This window comes from Pseudonocardia broussonetiae, assembly GCF_013155125.1.
Classification (GTDB): Bacteria; Actinomycetota; Actinomycetes; order Mycobacteriales; family Pseudonocardiaceae; genus Pseudonocardia; species Pseudonocardia broussonetiae.
On record NZ_CP053564.1, the window covers coordinates 4,930,033 to 4,951,816 of the forward strand.

Genomic DNA, 21,784 nt, shown 5'->3' on the forward strand with positions numbered 1-21,784 from the left:
GCACCCTGCCCGTCGCCCGTTCCCGCGAGCACCATGGGCACCGTGACGGGGAGGTCAGCGGTGGTGGACGTGCTCATCGTGGACGACCAGCCGCCGTTCCGGTCGGTGGCCCGGGCGGTCGTCGGCCTGGTCGGCGGGTGGACCGTGACGGCGGAGGCCGAGACGGGCGAGGAGGCGGTGCGCCTCGCGGCCGACACCCGGCCGGGGGTGGTGCTGATGGACATCACCCTGCCCGGCATCAGCGGAATCGAGGCGACGCGCCGGCTGCTGGCCGCCGCGCCGTCGACGACGGTGGTGCTGATGAGCACCTACGCCGCGGCCGACCTCCCGGCCGACGCCGCCGACTGCGGGGCGGTGGCGTACCTGCACAAGGAGGACCTCACCCCGGCGGCGCTGCGGGCGCTCACCGCGACCTGACGGCCGGGGCCCCCACCGGGTCGGCCAGGGCGAGGCCGGCCGCCTCCCAGCCGCCCATGCCGTGCACACCGCCGCCCGGCGGGGTGCTGGCCGAGCACAGGAACAGCCCGGGGACGGGGGTGCGCCAGGGGGAGCGGGCGAGGACGGGGCGGGAGACGAACTGGCGCCAGTCGCCCGACCCGCCGTTGATGTCGCCGCCCACCTCGTTGGGGTTGTGCGACTCCAGCGCCGCGGGTCCCCTGACGTGCCGGGCGAGCACGCGGTCGCGGAAGCCGGGGGCGAACCGCTCGACCTGCCCCTCGAGCGCCGCCGTCATGTCGACGTCGGAGCCGTTCGGCACGTGGCAGTAGGCCCAGAACGTGTGCTTGCCCTGCGGCGCGCGGGAGGGGTCGGCCACGCAGGCCTGGACGCCGAGCACGAACGGCCGCTCCGGGTGCCCGCCCCGCACCACGGTGCGCTCGGCGTCGGCGATCTCGGGGAGCGTGCCGCCGAGGTGCACCGTGCCCGCCCCGGCGACGGCGGGATCGGTCCACGGCACGGGCGCGTCCAGCGCGTAGTCGATCTTGAAGACGCCCGGGCCGGGCCGGAACCGCTCCACCCGTCGCCGGTACGCCGCGGGCAGCCGGTCGCCGGCGATCTCGAGCAGGGCGCGGGTCGAGGTGTCGAGCAGGGTCACGGGCACGGGCGGCAGCTCGTCGAGGTCGCGCACCCGCCACCCGGTGACGACTTCCCCGCCGAGCGCCTGCAGCTCCCGCACCAGCGCATCGGCGAGCGACTGCGTGCCGCCGCGCACCACCGGCCAGCCGACGGAGTGCGCGAGCGCGGCCAGCAGCAGGCCGTAGCCCGCGGTCAGCGGCCGGGCCAGGTCGAGCATCGAGTGCGCCGCCATCCCGGCCAGCGCGGCGCGGGCGGCGGGATCGCGGAACACCCGGGCGGCGGCGGTGGCGGGCAGCGCCCCGAGCGCGCCGTAGCGGACCGCGGCCAGCGGCGCGGCCGGGGGCAGGTGCAGCGGGGACAGCAGCGTGTCGACCAGCGGGAACCCGGCGCGCGCCGTCGCGCCCACCGAGGCGCGCCAGGCGGGCCCGTCGCGGCCCAGGCCCGCCGCCGTCGCGCCCTCGCTGCGCTGCACCAGGGCGGCCGGCGCCCCGTCCAGGGGGTGCGCGGCGGGCACCGGCGGGTGGTCGTAGGCGACGTCGACGCCGAGCGCGCGGAACGCGGGGGAGGCCAGCGCGAGCGGCACCACGGTGGCGCAGACGTCGTGGCGGAAGCCGGGCAGCGTCAGCTCCTCGGTGCGCAGCCCGCCCCCGACGGTGCCGGCGGCCTCGACGAGCAGCACGCGCCGGCCCGCCCGCGCCAGCCGCAGCGCCCCGACGAGCCCGTTGGGCCCGGACCCGACGACGACGGCGTCGAACCCGTCGGTCACGGGGTCCTCGCCGTCATCGGGACCGACCCGACGACGGCCGCACCCGCACCGGGCGCCGCGACGATCTCGAGGGTGCCGCCGACGGCGCCCAGGCGGTCGCGCATGTTGACGAAGCCGTGCCCCGTCCCGGCCGCGTCCGGGTCGAACCCGGCCCCGTCGTCGGAGACGCGGAAGCGCAGGACGCCGTCGGTGTGGGTCACGGACACGAGGATCTCCGATCCCGCCCCGGCGTGCTTGCCGGCGTTCTGGATCGCCTCGAGGCAGCAGAAGTAGACGCACGACTCGACGTCCTGCCCGAAGCGCCCGGTCGCCTGCACCTCCACCGCGCAGCGCAGCGGCGAGCGGGCCGCCGCCGTCCGCAGCGCCTCGCCGAGCCCGCGCTCGCGCAGCAGCGGCGGGTAGATGCCGTGGGCGAGCTCGCGGACGGCGCCGATCGCGGCCTGCGCGTCGGTGCGCAGCTGGTCGAGCAGGGCGGGGACCGCCGCCGGGTCCGCGTCGAGGACCGTCCGGGCGAGCCCGATCCGCACGGCGAGCGCGACGAGGTGCTGCTGCGCGCCGTCGTGCAGGTCGCGCTCGATGCCGCGGCGCGACTCGTCGGCGGCGGTGACGATGCGGGCGCGGGAGGCCTGCAGCTCGGCGTTGCGGGTGCGCAGCTCCTCGAGCGAGGCCTGCAGCGCGGAGTCCAGCGTCACGTTGTGCAGCGCGAGACCCAGCTGCCGGGCGAGCTCGACCAGCGCGTGGTCGTCGTCGTCGGAGAAGGGGTCGGCGCCGGCCGGGCGGTGCACGACGAGCAGCCCGAGCAGCGCGCCGAGGTGGGCCACCGGCACGGCGCGCACCGGGGCGTCCGCCCCGTGCCGGGCGGTGTGGTCGTCGAGCAGGCCGGGCAGCCACACCGACATCCAGCGGGCCCCGCCGGAGCGGGCGCGCCCGACGACGACCCGCTCCTCGGGGCCCAGGACGACGCGGCCGGCCGGCCGGTCCGGCACGGCGACGGCCCGGTCGAGCACCCCCTCGGCGCCGACCCACACCTCGGCCCCGGCCGGGGCCAGCGACGCGCGCAGCGACTCCGCGAGCTGCAGCAGCAGCTCGTCCAGGGGGACGGCGCGCGTCATCCGCGCCCCGAACGACGTCATCGCACCCGCCTGGCCGCCGCGGCGCCCGACCAGGGCCTCGGCCAGCGCGACCAACCGGGTCCGGACCGGCACGACCAGCACCGCCGCCACGATCGCCGCGACGATCCCGGAGACCAGCACCTCTCGCTCCCCGCCCACCGGCACCCGCCCCAGCCCGACGACCACGACCAGGTAGACGCCGACGACCAGCACCGCCAGGCCGGTCACCACGACGGCCTCGACGAGCGCGGCCGGCGCCGCGGGGGCCGTGGCCGGCAGCAGCCCGCAGGCCAGTCCCAGTGGCACGAGCGCGGCCGCCGCGGTGCCCCAGGCGGCGAGGTCGCCCGGCGCGCCGAGCATCAGGTGCAGCGCGGCGAGCACGGCGACGACGGCCCCGGCGAGCACGGCCGCGGCCACGACCCACTGCAGCACCCGGCGCGCGGCCGGCGCGGCCCGGCGCCACCGCAGGGCCGCGGCGAGCGCCGCGCCGCCGAACGCCGCCCACCCGGCGAGGACGAGCGGCACCAGCGCGGGCCAGGCCGTCGCCGCCGCGTGGGCGGCGGCGAGCCCGGCGCACCCGAGGGCCAGCGCGGGGGAGCGGGTGCGCCGGGCCGCCCCGGCCGCCACCGCCCACGCGGCCCCGACGACCAGCGCCGCGACGACGAGCCCGGTCAACCTCGTGCCCCCCTCACTCGGCCCGCAGGACGTGGCCGATGCGCAGCCGGGCCGCGAGGTGCCCGGGCCGGGCGGCCAGCGCGCCGGCGACGAGCACCGCGACCGGGACGACGAGCAGCAGGGCGAGCAGCGCGACGGGCGGGGCGTACTGCAGCGGCGTGATGTCGGCGACGAGCCGCCACAGCACGCGGCCCAGTGCGAGGCCCAGGGGCACGCCGAACAGCAGCCCCACGGCGGCCAGGACCGCCGCCTGGGTGGCGACGACGGCGCGGCACTGGCGCCGGGTCATGCCGAGCACGCGGAGGACGGCCACGTCGTGGCGGCGCCGGCGCACGGCCGTCGCGAGCGCGTGCCCGACCGCGCCGACGGCGAGCAGGGCGAGGAAGCCGCCCAGCACCAGCGGCAGGACCTCCACGTTGCGCAGCAGCCCCGCCTCGTACGGCGACGCGACCGGCTCCAGCCCCACGACGCCGGCCAGCCGCCCGGCGACCGCGGCGGCGTCGGCCCCGGGCCGCAGCGCGACCAGCCCGACGTGGAAGCGGAAGGTGCCGGCCAGCGCGGCGTGGCCCTCCGGGCTGAGCCAGGCGCCGTCGTCGTAGGAGTTGTGCGGGCCGGCGGGCACGAAGCCGATGCCGGTGACGGTCAGCGGGGCGGCGCCGGCCGGTCCGGCGGCCGCCAGCGCGTCGCCGGGCCGGGCGCGCAGGTCGCGGGCGGTGCCCGGGGCCAGGACGACCTCGTCGGCGCGCTCGGGCATCCGGCCGGCCGTCAGCACGGTCGGGAACGGCCGCCCGCCGGGTGGGGGACCGGTGAAGACGGTGACCGGCCGGGCCGCGCCGGCGCCGCCGCCGGGCGCGCGCAGGTCGACGACCCCGTCGCGGACGTCGAGCACGCCGGTGACGTCCGGGTCGGCGGCCACCGCGTCGAGCACGGGCCCGGCCGGACCGCCCAGGTCCTCCCCGAAGTACCCGAACCAGGCCTGGAGGCGGTGGGTCTGCCCGAACCGGTCCGGGTTGTCCGCGGCCTCGGAGACGCCGGCGGAGAACGTCAGCGCGGCGAGGACCCCGAGCACCCCGGCGACGGCCCCGACGAGCGCCGGGCGCACCGGCAGCGCCGACCGGCCGCGCCCGGGCTCCAGGGCGAACCGGGTGCCGACCAGCACCGGCACCGGCAGCCCGGCGCGGGCGGCCGCGGCGGCGACGGCGGAGCGCTGCGGGCCGCCCGCGGCGCTCCCGGACGGCGCCGGGCGCCCGGCCAGCACCGCCCCGGCGACCACCAGCAGGACCAGCGCGGCGCCCCCCGCGCCGAGCACCGGCGCGTCGACGGCGGGACCCGGGTCGGGCTCGAACCCGGCGGCGGTGCCGAACGGGAACCACGCCGACGCCGCCGCGGCCGCGCCCGCACCGAGTGCGGTGCCGGCGAGCCCGGCCAGCGCCGGCCCGGCCGCGGCGGCCGCCGTCGCGAGCCGCCGGGGCATGCCCAGCGCGCGGAGCACCCGCAGGTCGGCCGCCGCCGCGCCGGCACCGCGCACCACGGCCTGCCCCACGAGCACCGTGGCCGCGGCCAGCGCCGCGAGCCCGAACGCCAGCAGGCTGGCGCTCTCGAACGCCAGCGTCCGCCCGATCTTCGCCTGCTGCGCCGACAGGTCGAGGTAGGCGATGTCGGTCCGCCCGGTCAGCGCGACGAGCGCCGCCTGGAACGCGGGCACCGCCGCGGCGCCCCCGTCGAGGCGCACGAGCGCCTGCAGCGCTGCCTGGTCCGAGGTGCCCAGCAGGTGGGGGCGGTACTGCGCGAGTAGGCCGGGGGACGGGTGCGGGACGGGTGCGTCGCCGGGGCGGTCGGCCAGCACGAAGGACCGGACGACGCCGACGATCCGCACGGTGAGCACCGGACCGGCGGACGGGGGCGCGGACCCGCCGTCGGCGAGGCCCGCCGCGTCCACGACGGACGGGTCGGGCAGGGCCAGGGTGACCACGTCGCCGACGCCGCGGCCGGACGCCTCGACGTACCCCGGCGTCACGACGGCCTCGTCGGCGCGCGCCGGGTCGGCGGCCCGCCCCTCCAGCACGACCGGCACCTCGACGGTCCCGGGCCGCAGGTCGAACGGGAGGTCGACCGGGACGCCGTCGACCTCGGCCGGGGCCACGCCGAACTCGCTCAGCGCCGTGACGCCCGGCAGCGCCCGGACCGCGTCCCAGTCGAAGCCGGGCGTGCTGGGCAGCACGGCGATCGTCGCGGGGAGGGTCTGCGCGAGGAGCCGGTCGAGCGCGCCGGCGCCGCGCCGCGCCCCGGCGACGGCGGTCAGCACGACCCCCGCGGAGAGCGCGACGAGCAGCGTGAGCACCAGCAGCGAGCGCCACCGGCGCCGCAGCTCCAGGCGCAGCCACACCGCGACCACCGCCACCGGCCTACTCCGCCCGCAGGACGTGCCCGATGCGCAGCCGGGCCGCGAGGTGCCCGGGCCAGGCGGCCAGGGCGTTGGCGACGAGCACGGCCGCGGGGACGGCGAGCAGCAGCGCGAGCAGCGCGACGGGCGCGACGTACTGCAGCGGGGTGATGTCGGCGACGAGCCGCCACAGCACGCGGCCCAGCGCGAGGCCCAGCGGCACGCCGAACAGCAGCCCCACGGCGGCCAGCACCGTCGCCTGCGTGACGACGACGGCGCGGCACTGCCCGCGGGTCATCCCCAGCGCGCGGAGCACGGCGACGTCATGGCGGCGCCTGCGCACCGCCGTGGCCAGCGCGTGACCGACGGCGCCGACCGCGAGCAGGGCGAGGAACAGGCCGAGCACGACGGGCAGGACCTCGACGTTGCGCAGCTGTGCCGCCTCGGTGAGCGGGGCGACCGGTTCCAGCGGCAGCGGGTCCGGCGAGCCGGCCGCGGCGGCCCCGGCGGCGGCGAGCCGCTCCTGCACCGCGGCCGGGTCGACACCCGGGCGCAGCGCGACGAAGGCCAGGTGGAACTTGAAGCCGTCGACGAGCTCGTCGTACCCGGCGTCGGAGAGGAAGCCGCCCTCGTCGTAGTTGTTGTGGGGGCCGTTGGGCACGAACCCGGTCCCGACGACGGTCAGCCCCGCGGCGCCGCGGTCCGGTGCCGTCACCCTGTCCCCGACCTCCGCCCCGAGGGCCTCCGCGGTCGCGGGCGCGAGCACGATCTCGTCGGGCCGCTCGGGTAGGCGGCCCGCGGTCAGCACCGCCGGGTACGGATCGGGCCCGACCGGCGCGAAGCTGTAGACCGTCACCGGCGTCACGGCCGACCCCGGCGCGCCGCGGACGTCGACCACGCCGCTGCGGGCGTCCAGGGCGGCGGCCGCGTCCGGGTCGGCCGCGATCGCCTCCAGGACCGGGCCGGCCGGGATGCCGAAGTCCTCGCCGTTGAAGCCGAGGTAGAGCGAGAAGGCGTGCGTCTGGCCGAAGCGGGCCGGGTTCTGGGCGGCCTCGGCGACCCCCGCGGAGAAGGTCAGGGCCGCGAGGACCCCGAGCACCCCGGTGACGGCCCCGACCAGCGCGGGCCGGACGGGCAGCGCCGAGCGCCCGCGGCCCGGTTCGAGCGCGAACCGGGTGCCGACGAGCACGGGCACCGGCAGCCCCGCCCGGGCCGCCGCGGCCGCCACCGCCGAGCGGCGCGGGGCGGCACCGGAACGCTGGGCCGCGGTGGCGAGCCGGGCCGCGCCGGCCGCGCCCGCGGCGACGAGCACGGCGAGCAGCGGGGCGCCCAGGCCGATCACCAGGGCGTCCGCGTCCGGACCGGGCTCCGGCTCGAAGATCGCCGCCGTGCCGAAGGGGAACCACGCCGACGCGGCGAGGGCGGCCGCCGCGGCGAGCAGCGCCCCGGCGACCCCGGCCAGGGCGGGCGGCGCGGCCGCGGCCACGAGCGCGTGCCGGCGGGGCAGGCCGAGCGCCTGCAGGACCTGCAGGTCGGCCACGGCGGTGGCGGCGTACCGCGCGACTGCCTGCCCGACCAGCACCACGGCGGCGGCCAGGGCCGCCAGCCCGAACGCCAGCAGGCTCCCGCTCTCGAAGGCCGTCGTGCGGGCGGTGCGCTCGGCCTGGTCGGCGAGGTGGAAGGAGCTGATGTCGGTGCGCCCGGTCAGCGCGGCCAGCTCGGCCTGGAAAGCCGGCACCCCGGCGGCCCCGTCGGTGAGGCGCACCAGCGCGTTGACGGTGATCTGCTCCTCGTACCCGAGGAGGTTCGCGCGGTACTGCTCCAGCAGGCCGGGGGACGAGCTGATCCCGCCGCTGCTGCCCGGCGCGTCGCTGAACCAGAAGGAGCGCACGGTCCCGACGATGCGGGTCGGGACGACCGGCCCGTCGGCCGCCGGGGTGGTGGCGGTCGTGGCCGTGGCGTCGACGGTGGCCGGGTCGAAGAGCCGCACGTCGACGACGTCGCCGATCCCCAGGCCGTGCGCCTCGGCGAAGGCGGGGCTGATCACGGCCTCGTCGGCGCGGGCGGGGTCGGCCAGCCTGCCCTCCAGCACCACCGGGCGCTCGATGGTGTCCATCACCCCGGCGCCGTAGGGGAACCCGATGCTCTCCGGACCGATCCCGTCGATCTCGGGCCCGGTCACCGCGAACTCGGCGACCGCCGCCACGCCGGGCAGCGCGCGGACCGCGTCCCAGTCGAAGCCGGCCTGGTTGGGCAGCACGGCGAGCGTGGCGGGCAGGGTCCGGGCGAGCAGCCGGTCCAGCGCGGAGTCCCCGCGCCGGGCGCCCGCGACCGCGGTCAGGACCACGCCCCCGGCCAGCGCGACGAGCAGCGCCAGCACCAGCAGGGAGCGCCAGCGCCGCCGCAGCTCCAGCCGCAGCCACATCCCGATCAGCGCCACCGCCTACTCCGGCACGATCCGGCCGTCGCGCATCCGCACGACCCGCGAGGCACCGGCGGCGACGTCGGGGGAGTGCGTGACCATCACGATGGTCTGGCCGCCCGCGTGCAGCCGCCGGAACAGCTCCAGCACCTCCAGCCCGCCCTCGGTGTCGAGCGCGCCCGTCGGCTCGTCGGCCAGGAGCAGGGTCGGCTCGTTGGCCAGCGCCCGGGCGATCGCCAGGCGCTGGCGCTGCCCGCCCGACAGCACCGCGGGCACCTGCTCGGTGCGGTCGCCCAGCCCCAGCAGGTCCAGCAGGTCGCGGGCCCGGGACTCCGCGGCCCGCCGGCGCAGCCCGTGCAGCATCGCCGGCAGCACGATGTTGTCCAGCGCCGAGACGCCGTCGAGCAGGTTGAAGAACTGGAAGACGATGCCGACGTGGGTGCGGCGGAACCGGGCCAGCCAGTCCTCGTCGCGGCCGTCGATCCGCTCGCCCGCGACCTCCACCGTCCCGTCGTCGACGGCGTCGAGCCCCGCCACGACGTTGAGCAGGGTCGACTTCCCGCAGCCCGAGGGGCCCATCAGCGCGACGAACTCGCCGGGCTCCACGTCGAGGTCGACGCCGCGCAGCGCGCGGACCGGCGCCAGGTCGGCGGCGAAGGTGCGCCGCGCGCCCCGCACGCGCACCGCCCCGCCCGTCGCCGGCGGGCCCGCGTCCGGGACCGCCGCGTCCGCCGGGTCCGCCGCACCCGTCGTGTCGGCTGCTGTGCTCACGCTGGCTCCTCGGTGTGCTGACCCCGCTCCGGCGCACAGCATGACGGCGACGACGCCGCTGGTCGAGGGCCCGGTGCGCCCCGCCGCCACCGCTCGCCGCAGCCGCGAGCCCCCTCGTCGCGGCCGCCGGTCCCGACCACCCCGACGGCGGCCCACCGCGGCCGGGCGGGGCGTCCGCGACCCCGCCCCGTCCCGCGCGGGCGACGGCGGAACCGCTCTCTCGGAGCAGTCGCGCGCCCGGTTGCCGGTGCGCGGGGGTCCCGTCCGGTCGCAGTGGGCGACGACCCGGCCGCGCGGGCACCGTGCGTCGCCGACCGCACACGTCCAGTCATGGGCGTGATCCAGGGGACGGTCGGCGAGATGCGCCGAACGGGCGCGTCGAGGAGGTGTGGGCGATCCTCCCCGTGGTATCACCCGTACGGGTGGCGGGAGAGAGAACCCACAGGTGGCACCCCCCGTTTCCCTTCCCGGACGTGTCGTGAGTACGTTCGGAACAGACCCCGGGGGCAGGCCCGCGGGGCGGTGATTCGACGAACGACGGAGGAGACCGTGGCCCTTCCCCAACTCACCGAGGAACAGCGTGCCGCCGCGCTGCAGAAGGCGGCTGCGGCGCGCCGGGCCCGTGCGGAGTGGAAGGAGCGTCTCAAGCGTGGTGGGACGTCCCTGGACGAGGTGCTGAAGGAGGCCGACACCGACGAGGTGCTCGGCAAGATGAAGGTCTCGGCTCTGCTCGAGGCGATGCCGGGCGTCGGCAAGGTGCGCGCCGGGCAGATCATGGAGCGCCTGGAGATCGCCCCGAGCCGCCGCCTGCGTGGCCTGGGCGACCGCCAGCGCAAGGCGCTGCTCAGCGAATTCGCCTGAGCGACGTGACCGCGCGCGGGAGGGGTCGGCTGATCGTCCTGGCCGGCCCCTCCGGCGTGGGCAAGTCCCGGGTGGTGGACGCGCTGCGCGAGCTGCTGCCCGACCTGTTCTTCTCCGTGTCGGCCACCACGCGCGACCCGCGCCCCGGCGAGGTCGACGGCCGCCACTACCGCTTCGTCGGCCCCGCCGGGTTCGACGAGATGATCGCCCGCGGCGACCTGCTCGAGTGGGCCGAGATCCACGGCGGCCTGCAGCGCTCGGGCACCCCGCGCCGCCCCGTCGAGGAGGCGCTCGCCGCCGGCCGCCCGGTGCTCGTCGAGGTCGACCTCGCCGGTGCCCGCGCCATGAAGCGCGAGATCCCCGAGTGCGTCAGCGTGTTCCTCGCGCCGCCCTCGATGGAGGAGCTCGAGCGCCGGCTGCAGGGCCGCGGCACCGAGACGGCCGCCACGTTCGCCCGCCGGCTGGAGACCGCCCGCGAGGAGATGGCCGCCCGCGAGGAGTTCGACGTGTGCGTGATCAGCGACGAGCCGCGGGCGGTCGCCGCCCGGTTGGTAGAGTTGCTGGTCGCCACCCCCCACGGTGCGCACCCACTACACAAGCAGGAGTCCTCTTCGTGAGCATGCCGCTGACCGCCCCCGTCGCCGGGGCCCTCCCCGAGGGCATCACCAACCCGCCCATCGACGACCTGCTGGGCCAGGTGAGCTCGAAGTACGCTCTCGTCATCTACGCCGCCAAGCGCGCCCGGCAGATCAACGACTACTACTCCCAGCTCGGCGAGGGCCTGCTCGAGTACGTCGGCCCCCTCGTGGAGCCGGGCCCGCGCGAGAAGCCGCTCTCGATCGCCATGCGCGAGATCCAGGCCCACATGCTGGAGCACACCGAGGGCGAGCAGTAGTGACCACGCCGCCCTCGGTGCTGCTGGGGGTGGCGGGCGGCATCGCCGCCTACAAGAGCGCCGAACTGCTGCGCCGGCTCACCGAGACCGGCCACAGCGTGCGCGTGCTGCCGACGGCCTCCGCACTGGAGTTCGTCGGCGCCGCCACGTTCGAGGCGCTGTCGGGCCACCCCGTGCACACCGGCGTCTTCGCCGACGTCCCGTCCGTCCCGCACGTGAAGCTGGGCCAGCAGGCCGACCTCGTCGTCGTCGCCCCCGCCACCGCCGACCTCATGGCGCGCGCCGCGCACGGCCGCGCCGACGACCTGCTCACCGCCGCGCTGCTCACGGCCCGCTGCCCGGTGCTGTTCGCGCCGGCGATGCACACCGAGATGTGGGAGCACCCGGCCACGCGCGCCAACGTGGCGCTGCTGCGCGAGCGCGGCGTCGTCGTGCTGGAGCCGGCGTCGGGTCGGCTCACCGGCAGGGACACCGGCCCCGGCCGGCTGCCCGACCCCGCCGAGATCGCCGAGCTGGCCCGGCTGCTGCTGGAGCGGCCCGACGCGCTGCCCCGCGACCTCGCCGGGCGCCGCGTCGTCGTCAGCGCGGGCGGCACGCGCGAGGCGCTCGACCCCGTGCGCTTCCTGGGCAACCGCTCGTCGGGCCGGCAGGGCTACGCGCTCGCGCGGGTCGCCGCGCAGCGGGGCGCGCACGTCACGCTGGTCGCCGCGCACACCGCCGACCTGGCCGCCCCGGCCTCGGTCGACGTCGTCCGCGCGGGCTCCGCGCTCGAGCTGCGCGAGGCGGTGCTGGCCGCGGTGAAGGGCGCCGACGCGGTCGTGATGGCCGCCGCGGTGGCCGACTTCCGACCGGTCGCGCTGGCCGAGCACAAGATCAAGAAGGGGTCCGCGGACCCGGACCCGCTGGCGCTCACCACCAACCCCGACATCCTCGCCGAGCTCGTGCGCGAGCGGGAGCCGGGCCAGCTGGTCGTCGGCTTCGCCGCCGAGACCGGTGACGCGTCGGGCGACGTCCTGCACCACGCCCGCGCGAAGCTCGCGCGCAAGGGGTGCGACCTGCTCGTCGTCAACGCGGTGGGGGAGGGCAAGGCGTTCGAGACGCCCGACAACGCGGGCTGGCTGCTCGGCGCCGACGGGTCGGAGTCCGTGCTGGCGCCCGGCTCGAAGGCGCTGCTGGCCTCGCGCGTCTGGGACGCCGTGGCGCCGCGCCTGTCCTGAGCGGGACCGGCCGGCGGCCGTACCCCGCGGGGCGGGCACTCGACGGGTGATCGGGGTCACCCGGAGCGACGCCGCCCCGCGGGCGGACCGTGGGGCCGGACTCAGCCCAGCAGACCGCCGCCGAGGCCGCTGCCGCCCTCGTCGTCGGCCTCCTCCGGCTCCTCGGACGCGTCGCTGCCGGTCGTCGTGTCGGCGTCGTCGTCCGCGGTGCTGGTGCCCGAACCCGAGCCCGAGCGGCCCGACGGCGACTCGGCGGTCGTCGACGGGCTCGAGGGGGAGGTGGTCCGCGGGGTGCTCGTCGTGTCGTCCGACGAGGTCGGCGCGGGACGGGTGCTCGGCGCGCTGCCGGTCGCCGGGGCGGCCCCGCCGACGGACACGTACTGCTCCGACGCCCAGCCGCCCTGGTCGGTGAGCTGCACGAACCCGTCGCGGATCCGGCCGGTCTCGACCGCGGTGCCGGCCTCGCACACCGCGACGATGCGCGAGTCGATGCTCGGCTCCGCGCGCACGTTCACGTTCTCGACGCAGCGGCCGGGGGACACCGCGGAGGCGGTGCCGGCCAGTACTCCCATGAGGGTGGTCGCGCTGACCGCGACCACCGCGCCGACCACTGCTGCCGTACGGCCCGGTCGTGCCATCATCGTCGTTCCTCTTCTCGTCGGGGGTCTTCAACGAGGTCCAACGAGCGTTTCCGTTACCGATTCGCTACCACGCGTGACACCACCGGATGCGGTGAGCGTGTCGCGCGTGACGTCACGCACGGTGACCGCCCACGTCGCGACGCGGCCCCGGCGGCCTGGACTACTCTGCAGGCTCTGATCAGGCCCGTCGGGAGTCGGTGGGATCTGGACCAACGGACGGAGCAGGGCGTGGTGGCAGTGGGTCGGCGGTTGTTCACGAGCGAGTCGGTGACCGAGGGGCACCCGGACAAGATGTGCGACGCGATCAGCGACACGATCCTCGACGCGCTGCTCGCCGACGACCCGCGCAGCCGCGTGGCCGTCGAGACGATGGTGACCACGGGCCAGGTGCACGTCGCCGGTGAGGTCACCACCAACACCTACGCCGACATCCCCACCCTGGTCCGGGACAAGATCCTCGAGATCGGCTACGACTCGTCGTCCAAGGGCTTCGACGGGGCGTCCTGCGGCGTCAACGTCGCGATCGGCGCGCAGAGCGCCGACATCGCCCAGGGCGTCGACTCGGCCTACGAGAGCCGCGTCGAGCTCTCCGAGGACGAGATCGCGAAGCAGGGTGCGGGCGACCAGGGCCTGATGTTCGGCTACGCCAACACCGACACCTCCGAGCTCATGCCGCTGCCGATCGCGCTCGCGCACCGGCTCGCGCGCCGCCTCACCGAGGTCCGCAAGTCCGGCGTGCTGCCCTACCTGCGCCCGGACGGCAAGACCCAGGTCACCATCGAGTACGACGGCGACAAGGCCGTCCGCCTCGACACCGTCGTCGTGTCCACGCAGCACGCCGCCGACATCGACCTCGACGCCCTGCTCGCCCCCGACATCCGCGAGCACGTGGTCGGCCCGGAGATCGCCGAGCTCGGCCTCGACGTGTCCGACGTCCGCCTGCTGGTCAACCCGACCGGCCGGTTCGTCGTCGGCGGTCCGATGGGCGACGCGGGCCTCACCGGCCGCAAGATCATCGTCGACACCTACGGCGGCTTCGCCCGCCACGGCGGCGGCGCGTTCTCGGGCAAGGACCCGTCGAAGGTCGACCGCTCGGCCGCCTACGCGATGCGCTGGGTCGCCAAGAACGCCGTCGCCGCGGGCCTGGCCGACCGCATCGAGGTGCAGGTCGCCTACGCCATCGGCAAGGCCGCCCCCGTGGGCCTGTTCGTGGAGACGTTCGGCACCGAGCACGTCGACCCGGCCCGGATCGCCGCGGCGATCCAGGACGTCTTCGACCTGCGCCCGGCCGCGATCATCCGCGACCTCGACCTGCTGCGGCCGATCTACGCGCCGACCGCCGCGTACGGCCACTTCGGCCGCCGCGACATCGAGCTGCCGTGGGAGTCGACCGACCGCGCCGACGCCCTCAAGAGCGCCTGCGGCTCCTGACGCCCCGACGCCGGACGCCCGGCGCTCACCCCGTGAGCGCCGGGTCGGCCTTCAGCGCGACCCCCGACAGCCCGAGCCGCTTCGCCTCGGCCATCAGCATCACGCAGGTGGTGGCCGCGGCGTCGTAGCCGGTGCCGTGCGGGGGACGGATGTTGGACAGGCAGTTGCGCTCGGAGTCGCGGCGCCCGCGCCGGGCGTCGAAGGTGAAGTAGATGCCGAGGCTGTCGGTCGAGCTCATGCCCGGCCGCTCGCCGACCAGCACCACGACGCTGCGCGCCCCGAGCGCGGCCGCGATCTCGTCGCCCAGCGCCACCCGCGCCTGGGTGGCGACGACGACGGGCGCGATCCGCCAGCCGTCGAGCCGCTCGGTCAGGGCCCGCAGCATCGGCACGCCGTGCGCGTGCACCGCCTGCGGCGACAGCCCGTCGGCGAGCACCACGACCACGTCGTGCTCGCCCGCGGGCAGCTCCGTGCCGCCGTCCAGGCGCCGGCCCAGGTCGGGGCGCTGCAGGTACTCCGCGCGGGAGCCGGCCGCGCTGGTGGCGACGAGCGGCTCCGCGCCCGTCTCCGCGACCAGTTCGGCCACGAGCGCGTCGACGTCGAGCGGGTCGTGCACGGCGTCCCGGGCGGCGGCGTGCGCGGCCCGCAGCTCCAGCAGCCGCGCGGTGGGCAGCGCGTCCCCGGCCCGGCCCAGCGCGACCCGGGCGCGGGTGGCGTCGCGCAGGCGGGCGAGGGGGTCCGGGGCGCTCACGCCAGCCCCGCCGTCAGCGCGCGCACGGCCGGCGAGTCCAGCTCGCGGACCCGCCCGTCGGGCGTGAGCAGCTCCATCCGCTCCAGCCACGCCGCGAACTCCGGCGCGGGGGACAGGCCCAGGACCTGCCGGGCGTAGAGCGCGTCGTGGTAGGACAGCGACTGGTAGTGCAGCATCACGTCGTCGCCGCCGGGCACGCAGATCACGAAGGAGCAACCGGCCACGCCGAGCAGCGTGAGCAGGGCGTCGGTGTCGTCGGCGTCGGCCTCGGCGTGGTTGGTGTAGCAGACGTCCACGCCCATCGGCACGCCCAGCAGCTTGCCGCAGAAGTGGTCCTCCAGGCCGGCGCGGGCGATCTGCTTGCCGTCGAAGAGGTACTCCGGGCCGATGAACCCGACGACGGTGTTGACCAGGAGCGGGTCGAACGCCCGGGCGACGGCGTAGGCGCGCACCTCCAGGGTTTGCTGGTCGACGCCGTGGTGGGCGTCCGACGACAGCGCGCTGCCCTGGCCGGTCTCGAAGTACATGCACTGGGTGCCGACGGTGCCCCGGCCCAGCGACAGCGCCGCCTCGTGGGCCTCGCGCAGCAGGTCCAGCGTCACCCCGAACCCCGTGTTGGCCGCCTGCGTCCCCGCGACGGACTGGAACACGAGGTCGACCGGGGCCCCGCGCTCCATCACCTCGATCGACGTCGTGACGTGCGCGAGCACGCAGCTCTGCGTCGGGATGTCGTAGCGCTGCCGGACGTCGTCGATGAGGCGGAGCAGGTCGACGGTGCGGTTGGGGCTGTCGGTGGCCGGGTTGATGCCGATGACGGCGTCGCCGCAGCCCAGGAGCAGGCCGTCGACGATGCTCGCGGTGACGCCGACCGGGTCGTCGGTGGGGTGGTTGGGCTGCAGCCGGGTGGCCAGGGTGCCCGGGCGGCCCAGCGTCGTGCGGAACGCCGTGACGACCGGCGTGCGCCGCGCCACCGCGATCAGGTCCTGCAGCCGCATCAGCTTCGAGGTGGCCGCCACCATCTCCGGCGTGAGCCCCGCGGCGAGCGTCGTCGGGTCGGTGGCGGGGTCGAGCAGGTGGTCGCGGAACTCGCCGACGGTCATCGACGCGACGGGCGCGAACGCCTGCGGGTCGTGGGAGTCGACGATCAGCCGCGTGACCTCGTCGTCCTCGTAGGGGACGACGAGCTCCTCCAGGAAGGTGGCCAGCGGCAGGTCGGCGAGCAGGCACTGCGCGGCCACCCGCTCCTGCTCCGACCGCGCGGCGACGCCCGCGAGGACGTCGCCGGAGCGGGCGGGTGTGGCCGCGGCGAGCAGCGTCGCGAGGTCGGCGAACTCGTGGCCGTGGCCGCCGGTGGTGATCCTCCTGATCACCGCAGCTCCTGCTCCGCCGCGGCCAGCGCGGCGAACTCCTCGTCGGGGGCGCGCGCGACCAGGTGGTGGCGGCTGTAGAGGGCGAAGTAGGCCATGAACAGCGCGAACGCCCCGAGCGCGCAGAGCGCGGCGATGCTGTCGACGAGGAACGTCGCGATCACCGAGATGACGGCGACGACGAGGGCGAACCCGGTGGTCGCGACGCCGCCGGGCGTCCGGTACGGGCGCGGCATGTCGGGCTCGCGGCGGCGCAGCACGATGTGGCTGACCATCATCAGCACGTAGCTCAGGGCCGCCCCGAAGACCGCCATGTTGAGCAGCACCGCGCCCTGGCCGGTGAGCGAGAGCAGGAACCCGATCACGCCGGGGACGATGAGCGCCAGCGTGGGGGCCTTGCGGCCGTTGGTCAGAGACAGCACGCGGGGCAGGTAGCCCGCGCGGGAGAGCGCGAACGTCTGGCGCGAGTAGGCGTAGATGATCGAGAAGAAGCTGGCGACGAGCCCGGCGAGCCCGATGTAGTTGACGACCGTGGCCATCGTGCCCGTGCCCAGCGCCTCGACCAGCGGGTTGCCCGACTCCGACAGCGCCGACGCCCCGATCGCGCCGGTGGCCAGGACGAGCACGGCCGCGCCGGTGACGAGCAGGACCACCATCGCGGCGATGATGCCGCGCGGCACGTCCTTGGCCGGGTCGCGCGCCTCCTCCGCGCCCAGCGGCACGCCCTCGATGGCGAGGAAGAACCAGATCGCGAACGGCACGGCGGCCCAGATGCCGAGGTAGCCGTAGGGCAGGAACGGCGACGCGCCGGCGGCCTCGGTCGGCGGGATGTCGGTGAGGTTGGCGGCGTCGAACAGCGGCACGGCGGCGACGGCGAACACGACCAGGCCGACGAGGGCGATCGCGGTGATCACGAACATCACCTTGAGCGCCTCGCCCGCGCCCATCAGGTGCACGCCGACGAAGATCACGTAGGCGGCCAGGTAGACCCACCAGCCGTCGGTGATGCCGAACAGGCCCAGCGACTCGACGTAGGCGCCGATGAACGTGGCGATCGCGGCCGGGGCGATCGCGTACTCGATGAGGATGGCGGTGCCCGTGGCGAACCCGCCCCACGGCCCGAGCGCGCGGCGGGCGAAGGTGTAGCCGCCGCCCGCCGTCGGCAGCGCGGAGGACAGCTCGGCCATCCCCAGCACCATCGCGGTGTACATCGCGGCGATCAGCACGCCGGCGATGAGCAGGCCGCCGAAGCCGCCCTGCCCGAGCCCGAAGTTCCAGCCGGAGTAGTCGCCGGAGATGACGTAGCTGACGCCGAGCCCGGCGAGCAGCACCCACCCGGCGGCGCCCTTCTTGAGCTGCCGCTTGGCGAGGTAGTCGTCGGCGGCGCCCGCTGTGGAGGAGGGGCTGGTCGGTGAGGTGCTCACGGGGCCTCCGGTTCCGGTGCGGCGATCGGTGCCCGCACGGTAGGGCGGCGATGTTGCTCCCGTCTCACGTCCAGGTTTCCCCGGGCCCGGATTCCACCCGGACGGCGCGCGGCCATCCGGCGCAGTGGCTCGTGGTCGCGTGTCGGGCCGGGCGATCCGTTGACCGGTTCGGGGTGGGGGGGCGTCAGGGGCGGACGGCCGGGGGTGGCGCTGCGCTGCTGGCGCGGCGCGCAGGTCGGGGGCCGGGGTTCGGGGCGGACCCCGGCCGCGCGACGCCGGGCGGTCGCCGGGCCGGGGTCGGTGATCGTCGGGAGTGCACCGTCAGGGTCGTCGGCGCGGCCGTGGTGTCACACTCCCGACGATCACCGGCTGCTCGGGGGTGGATGATCACCAGTTGGGCGCGTTCGGGCCACATGCGGCCGGAAGTGCGCCGAGGTTGTGATCATGGCCGAGGTTCGGGGCCGGCGGTCGGGGGTCGGCGGCCGGGGGCGGAGCTGGCACCGCTCGGCGGGATCGGGCGTGGCGCCACACTCCTGGTCATCACAGGCCCGCTGATCGTTCATGATCACCGTCTGGGCAGGAGAACAGCAACATCCGCTCGGAAACCCTGCCGAGATGGTGATCATGGGCCGGCGGTGATCCGATGCGGCCCGGCCCGGCCTGCCTCGCCTCTCTCCGCCCGGCGGGTCGGGCGCGGTGATCGTCGGGAGTGTGCGGTCATGGTCGTCGGTGAGACCGTGGTGTCGCACTCCCGGCGATCACACCGTGGTTGCTCGTCCATGATCACCGTTTCGGCGCGTTGTCGGCCGGATGTGGCCGCATGTGCGCCGAGGTGGTGATCATGGTCGGTGGTCGGGGGGGTGATCGCCGAGGGTTCGAGGCTGGCGGCTGAGTGACCGGGGGCCTGCGCCGCCCGGCGGGGTCGGGCGTGGTGATCGTCGGGAGTGTGTCGTGACGGTCGTCGGCGGGACCGTGGCGTCACATTTCCGGTGATCACACGACCGCTGCTCGTCCAAGATCACCGTCTGGGCAGGAGAGCAGCCACATACGGCCGGAAAACCTGCCGAGACGGTGATCATGGGGCCGCCGGACACCCAGTAAAACCCCGGCCCGCCCCGCCCGGCCCGCCCCGCCCCGCCCCGCCCCGCCCCGCCCGGCCCGGCCGATCTGATCTCCCGGCCCGGCCATCCAACGAGACGACCGTCCCACCGCCCAGCCGGCCTGGCGACCGCCCACCCGCCCGCACCCGACGCCCGTCCCACCCCCCACCCTGACCCCTTCAGGCAGCGCCGCCCCGCACCCCCCGACCCCGTGCCGCCCTGTCGGACCCGTCCTGCACGATGCGGGGATGACCACCGCCCGTCCCTCCACCCCGGCCAAGGGGGAGTGGCGTCCGGCCGCGGACCGGCCGGTGGCGCGGGTGGCGGTGGACGTGCCGCTGGCCCACCTGGACCGGGTGTTCGACTACCGCGTCCCCGAGCAGTTCGACGCCGACGCGCGGCCTGGGGTGCGGGTGCGTGTGCGGTTCGCGGGGCGGCTGGTCGACGGGTTCCTGCTGGAGCGGGTGGCCGACTCCGAGCACCGGCTGGCGTGGGTGGAGAAGGTGGTCTCGCCTGAGCCCGCGCTCACCCCGGAGGTGGCGGCGCTGTGCCGCACGGTGGCCGACCGCTACGCCGGGGTGTTCGCCGACGTCGTCCGCCTCGCCGTCCCGCCCCGCCACGCGCGCGTCGAGAAGGAGGTGCGCGAGCCCGGGCCGGTCCCGCAGCCGGCGGCGCCCGACCCGGCCGGGTGGGCCCGCTACCGGCACGGCGCCGCCCTGCTCGACGCGCTGGCCGGCGGGCGGGCGGCGCACGCGGTGTGGCAGGCGCTGCCGGGGGAGTCGTGGGTGGCGCGGCTGGCCGAGGCGGCCGCGGCCACCGCGTCGGCCGGGCGGGGGGCGCTGCTGGTGGTGCCCGACCAGCGCGACGTCGACCTCCTGCACGCCGCCCTCGTCGAGCGCCTCGGGGCCGACGGGGTCGTCGCGCTCACCGCCGAGCTCGGGCCGGCCGAGCGCTACCGGCGCTGGCTGACCGTGCGGCGGGGGCACGTGCGGGTCGTCGTCGGCACCCGCTCGGCGGCGTTCGCGCCGATCGCCGAGCCCGGCCTGCTCGCCGTCTGGGACGACGGCGACGACCTGCACGCCGAGCCCCGCGCGCCCTACCCCCACGTCCGCGACGTCCTCGTGGTGCGCGCGCACGCGGCCGGCGCGGCGCTGTTGGTCGCCGGCTTCGCCCGCACGGCCGAGGCCCAGCTGCTGGTGGAGACGGGGTGGGCGCGGGAGGTCGTCGCCGAGCGCGGGGTGGTCCGCGACGTCATGCCGCGCGTGGTCGCGCTGTCCGAGGGCGACGGCGCCGTGCTCGCCCGCGACCCCGACGCCCGCGCCGCGCGCCTGCCCCACATCGCCTTCGACGCCGCCCGCGCCGCGCTGGCCGCCGACCGGCCGGTGCTCGTGCAGGTCCCGCGCTCGGGCTACGTGCCGTGGGTGTCGTGCGGGCAGTGCCGGGAGACCGCGCGCTGCCGGCACTGCGCCGGGCCGCTCGGCCTGCGCCGGAGCGCAGGTCCCGACACCGCCGACCCGCCCGCCCTCCCGCACTGCCGCTGGTGCGGGCGCCCCGACCCGGCGTTCCGCTGCCCCAACTGCGGCTCGCGGCGGCTGCGCGCGGGCGTCGTCGGGGCCGGGCGCACCGCCGAGGAGCTGGGCCGGGCGTTCCCCGGCGTCACCGTGCGGGCGTCGGGCGGCGGCGCGCCCGTGCTGGCCGGCGTGCCCGCGGGCCCGGGGCTCGTCGTCGCCACGCCGGGGGCCGAGCCGCCCGCCGAGGGCGGCTACGGCGCCGCCCTGCTGCTCGACGGCTGGGCGATGCTGTCGCGGCCGGACCTGCGCGTGGCCGAGGAGACGCTGCGCCGCTGGCTGGCCGCGGCGGCGCTGGTCGTGCCGCACACCGCGGGCGGGCGGGTCGTCATCACCGCCGACGCCGGGCTGCCCGTCGTGCAGGACCTCGTGCGCTGGGACCCGGCGCACCACGCCGCCGCCGAGCTCGCCGCCCGCGCCGAGGTCGGGTTCCCGCCCGCCGTGCGGATGGCGGCGGTGGAGGGCGTGCCGGTGGCGGTGGGCGAGGTCGTCGACGACGTGTGCGCCGCGCTGGACGGCGTCGAGGTGCTGGGGCCGGTCGAGATCGAGCCCTCCCGGGACGGCACCGGCGACGGCGTGGAGCGCGAGCGGGCCCTGCTCCGCGTCCCGCGCGCGCAGGGCCGCGCGCTGGCCGCCGCGCTGCACGCCGCCCAGGGCGCCCGCGCCGCGCGCAAGGCGCCCGACCCGGTGCGCGTGCGGCTGGATCCCGTCGCGATCGAGTGAGGTGGCAGAATCGAGGGGCCCCCGACGTCACCCCTCGCGTAGGAGATCCGTGCCCGTCCAGCCCGTCCGACTCTTCGGCGACCCCGTGCTCCGCACGCCCGCCGAGCCCGTCACCACGTTCGACGCGGAGCTGCGCAAGCTGGTCGCCGACCTCACCGACACCATGCACGACGAGGGCGGCGCCGGCCTCGCCGCGCCGCAGCTGGGCGTCGGCCTGCGCGTGTTCACCTACGACTGCGACGGGTTCTCCGGGCACCTGGTGAACCCGACGTTCGACGTCGTCGGCGACGAGGAGCAGGTCGGCCCCGAGGGCTGCCTGTCCATCCCGGGCCTGGGCTGGGAGTGCCGCCGCCACCTGCACGTCGTGGCGAAGGGCTGGGACCTGCACGGCGAGCCGCTGGAGGTCGAGGGCAGCGAGCTGCTCGCGCGCTGCATCCAGCACGAGACCGACCACCTCGACGGCATCCTGTTCGTCGACCGGCTCGACCCCGAGACGCGCAAGATCGCGATGGCCGAGATCCGCGCCGCCGAGTGGTTCGGCGAGCCCGCGCCCGTGGTGCGCGAGAGCCCGCACCCCCTGTTCGGGAAGGTCCGGTGACGGGC

At 76.9% G+C, this 21,784-nt stretch carries 17 protein-coding genes; 8 read left to right on the forward strand and 9 right to left on the reverse strand.

What is annotated here, in order from left to right:
• Positions 1-42 precede the first annotated feature (42 nt).
• Entirely contained in the window at positions 43-417 is a 375-nt protein-coding gene (locus tag HOP40_RS23960; protein WP_240157242.1) for a response regulator, read from the forward strand.
• Here HOP40_RS23960 and HOP40_RS23965 read toward each other — a convergent pair.
• Genes HOP40_RS23965 through HOP40_RS23985 form a run of 5 tightly spaced genes read right to left on the reverse strand, consistent with a single transcriptional unit; the run spans position 404 to position 9,203 of the window.
• The gene (locus HOP40_RS23965; protein ID WP_172162208.1) at positions 404-1,840 is read right to left on the reverse strand and encodes a phytoene desaturase family protein; all 1,437 of its coding nucleotides are present in this window, start codon (positions 1,838-1,840) and stop codon (positions 404-406) included. The two genes, HOP40_RS23960 and HOP40_RS23965, sit on opposite strands and share 14 nt — an antisense overlap.
• A complete protein-coding gene (locus HOP40_RS23970; protein WP_172162210.1) occupies positions 1,837-3,627 on the reverse strand; it encodes a sensor histidine kinase in 1,791 nt (596 codons plus the stop codon). The genes HOP40_RS23965 and HOP40_RS23970 overlap by 4 nt, the downstream gene beginning before the upstream one ends.
• A 13-nt stretch (positions 3,628-3,640) precedes the next feature.
• Positions 3,641-6,028, reverse strand: coding sequence for an ABC transporter permease (locus HOP40_RS23975; RefSeq protein ID WP_172162212.1), 2,388 nt, complete (start codon positions 6,026-6,028; stop codon positions 3,641-3,643).
• 4 nt (positions 6,029-6,032) lie between these two features.
• Entirely contained in the window at positions 6,033-8,450 is a 2,418-nt protein-coding gene (locus HOP40_RS23980) for an ABC transporter permease (protein ID WP_172162214.1), read from the reverse strand.
• Between the two features lie 3 nt (positions 8,451-8,453).
• Positions 8,454-9,203, reverse strand: a complete 750-nt coding sequence (locus HOP40_RS23985) for an ABC transporter ATP-binding protein (protein WP_240157243.1) — start codon at positions 9,201-9,203, stop codon at positions 8,454-8,456.
• A gap of 549 nt (positions 9,204-9,752) precedes the next feature.
• On the opposite strand from HOP40_RS23985, the gene mihF reads away from it, so the two are divergent.
• Genes mihF through coaBC form a run of 4 tightly spaced genes read left to right on the forward strand, consistent with a single transcriptional unit; the run spans position 9,753 to position 12,176 of the window.
• Entirely contained in the window at positions 9,753-10,064 is a 312-nt protein-coding gene (gene mihF / locus HOP40_RS23990) for an integration host factor, actinobacterial type (RefSeq protein ID WP_172162216.1), read from the forward strand.
• Positions 10,065-10,069: 5 nt separating this feature from the next.
• On the forward strand, positions 10,070-10,681 hold the full coding sequence (gene gmk, locus HOP40_RS23995) for a guanylate kinase (RefSeq protein ID WP_205346893.1): 612 nt from the start codon (positions 10,070-10,072) through the stop codon (positions 10,679-10,681).
• 2 nt (positions 10,682-10,683) lie between these two features.
• On the forward strand, positions 10,684-10,959 hold the full coding sequence (gene rpoZ, locus HOP40_RS24000; protein ID WP_141276300.1) for a DNA-directed RNA polymerase subunit omega: 276 nt from the start codon (positions 10,684-10,686) through the stop codon (positions 10,957-10,959).
• Positions 10,959-12,176 carry a bifunctional phosphopantothenoylcysteine decarboxylase/phosphopantothenate--cysteine ligase CoaBC gene (gene coaBC / locus HOP40_RS24005; protein WP_172162218.1) on the forward strand — a complete coding sequence of 406 codons (1,218 nt, stop codon included), beginning with the start codon at positions 10,959-10,961 and terminating at the stop codon, positions 12,174-12,176. The genes rpoZ and coaBC overlap by 1 nt, the downstream gene beginning before the upstream one ends.
• Positions 12,177-12,277: 101 nt before the next feature.
• On the opposite strand, the gene HOP40_RS24010 is transcribed toward coaBC, so the two are convergent.
• Positions 12,278-12,817, reverse strand: a complete 540-nt coding sequence (locus tag HOP40_RS24010; RefSeq protein WP_172162220.1) for an SH3 domain-containing protein — start codon at positions 12,815-12,817, stop codon at positions 12,278-12,280.
• Positions 12,818-13,048: 231 nt separating this feature from the next.
• Between HOP40_RS24010 and metK the strand changes: the two genes are divergently transcribed.
• A complete protein-coding gene (gene metK / locus HOP40_RS24015; protein WP_172169018.1) occupies positions 13,049-14,248 on the forward strand; it encodes a methionine adenosyltransferase in 1,200 nt (399 codons plus the stop codon).
• 25 nt (positions 14,249-14,273) lie between these two features.
• Here the strand turns inward: metK and eutC are convergent, their stop codons facing one another.
• From eutC to eat, 3 genes are read right to left on the reverse strand one after another with little or no spacing between them, the layout of a single operon-like run.
• Positions 14,274-14,999: an ethanolamine ammonia-lyase subunit EutC gene (gene eutC, locus HOP40_RS24020; protein ID WP_172162222.1), complete on the reverse strand. Its 726-nt coding sequence runs from the start codon at positions 14,997-14,999 to the stop codon at positions 14,274-14,276.
• Complete coding sequence (locus HOP40_RS24025; protein ID WP_172162224.1) at positions 14,996-16,369, reverse strand: ethanolamine ammonia-lyase subunit EutB; 1,374 nt, start codon at positions 16,367-16,369, stop codon at positions 14,996-14,998. Before HOP40_RS24025 ends, eutC begins: the two co-directional genes overlap by 4 nt.
• Positions 16,366-17,790 carry an ethanolamine permease gene (gene eat / locus HOP40_RS24030; RefSeq protein WP_172162226.1) on the reverse strand — a complete coding sequence of 475 codons (1,425 nt, stop codon included), beginning with the start codon at positions 17,788-17,790 and terminating at the stop codon, positions 16,366-16,368. Before eat ends, HOP40_RS24025 begins: the two co-directional genes overlap by 4 nt.
• 1,348 nt (positions 17,791-19,138) lie before the next feature.
• On the opposite strand from eat, the gene HOP40_RS24035 reads away from it, so the two are divergent.
• Both HOP40_RS24035 and def read left to right on the forward strand, forming a co-directional pair.
• The gene (locus tag HOP40_RS24035; protein WP_172162228.1) at positions 19,139-21,181 is read left to right on the forward strand and encodes a primosomal protein N'; all 2,043 of its coding nucleotides are present in this window, start codon (positions 19,139-19,141) and stop codon (positions 21,179-21,181) included.
• 49 nt (positions 21,182-21,230) lie between these two features.
• A complete protein-coding gene (gene def, locus HOP40_RS24040) occupies positions 21,231-21,779 on the forward strand; it encodes a peptide deformylase (protein WP_172162230.1) in 549 nt (182 codons plus the stop codon).
• Positions 21,780-21,784 lie beyond the last annotated feature (5 nt).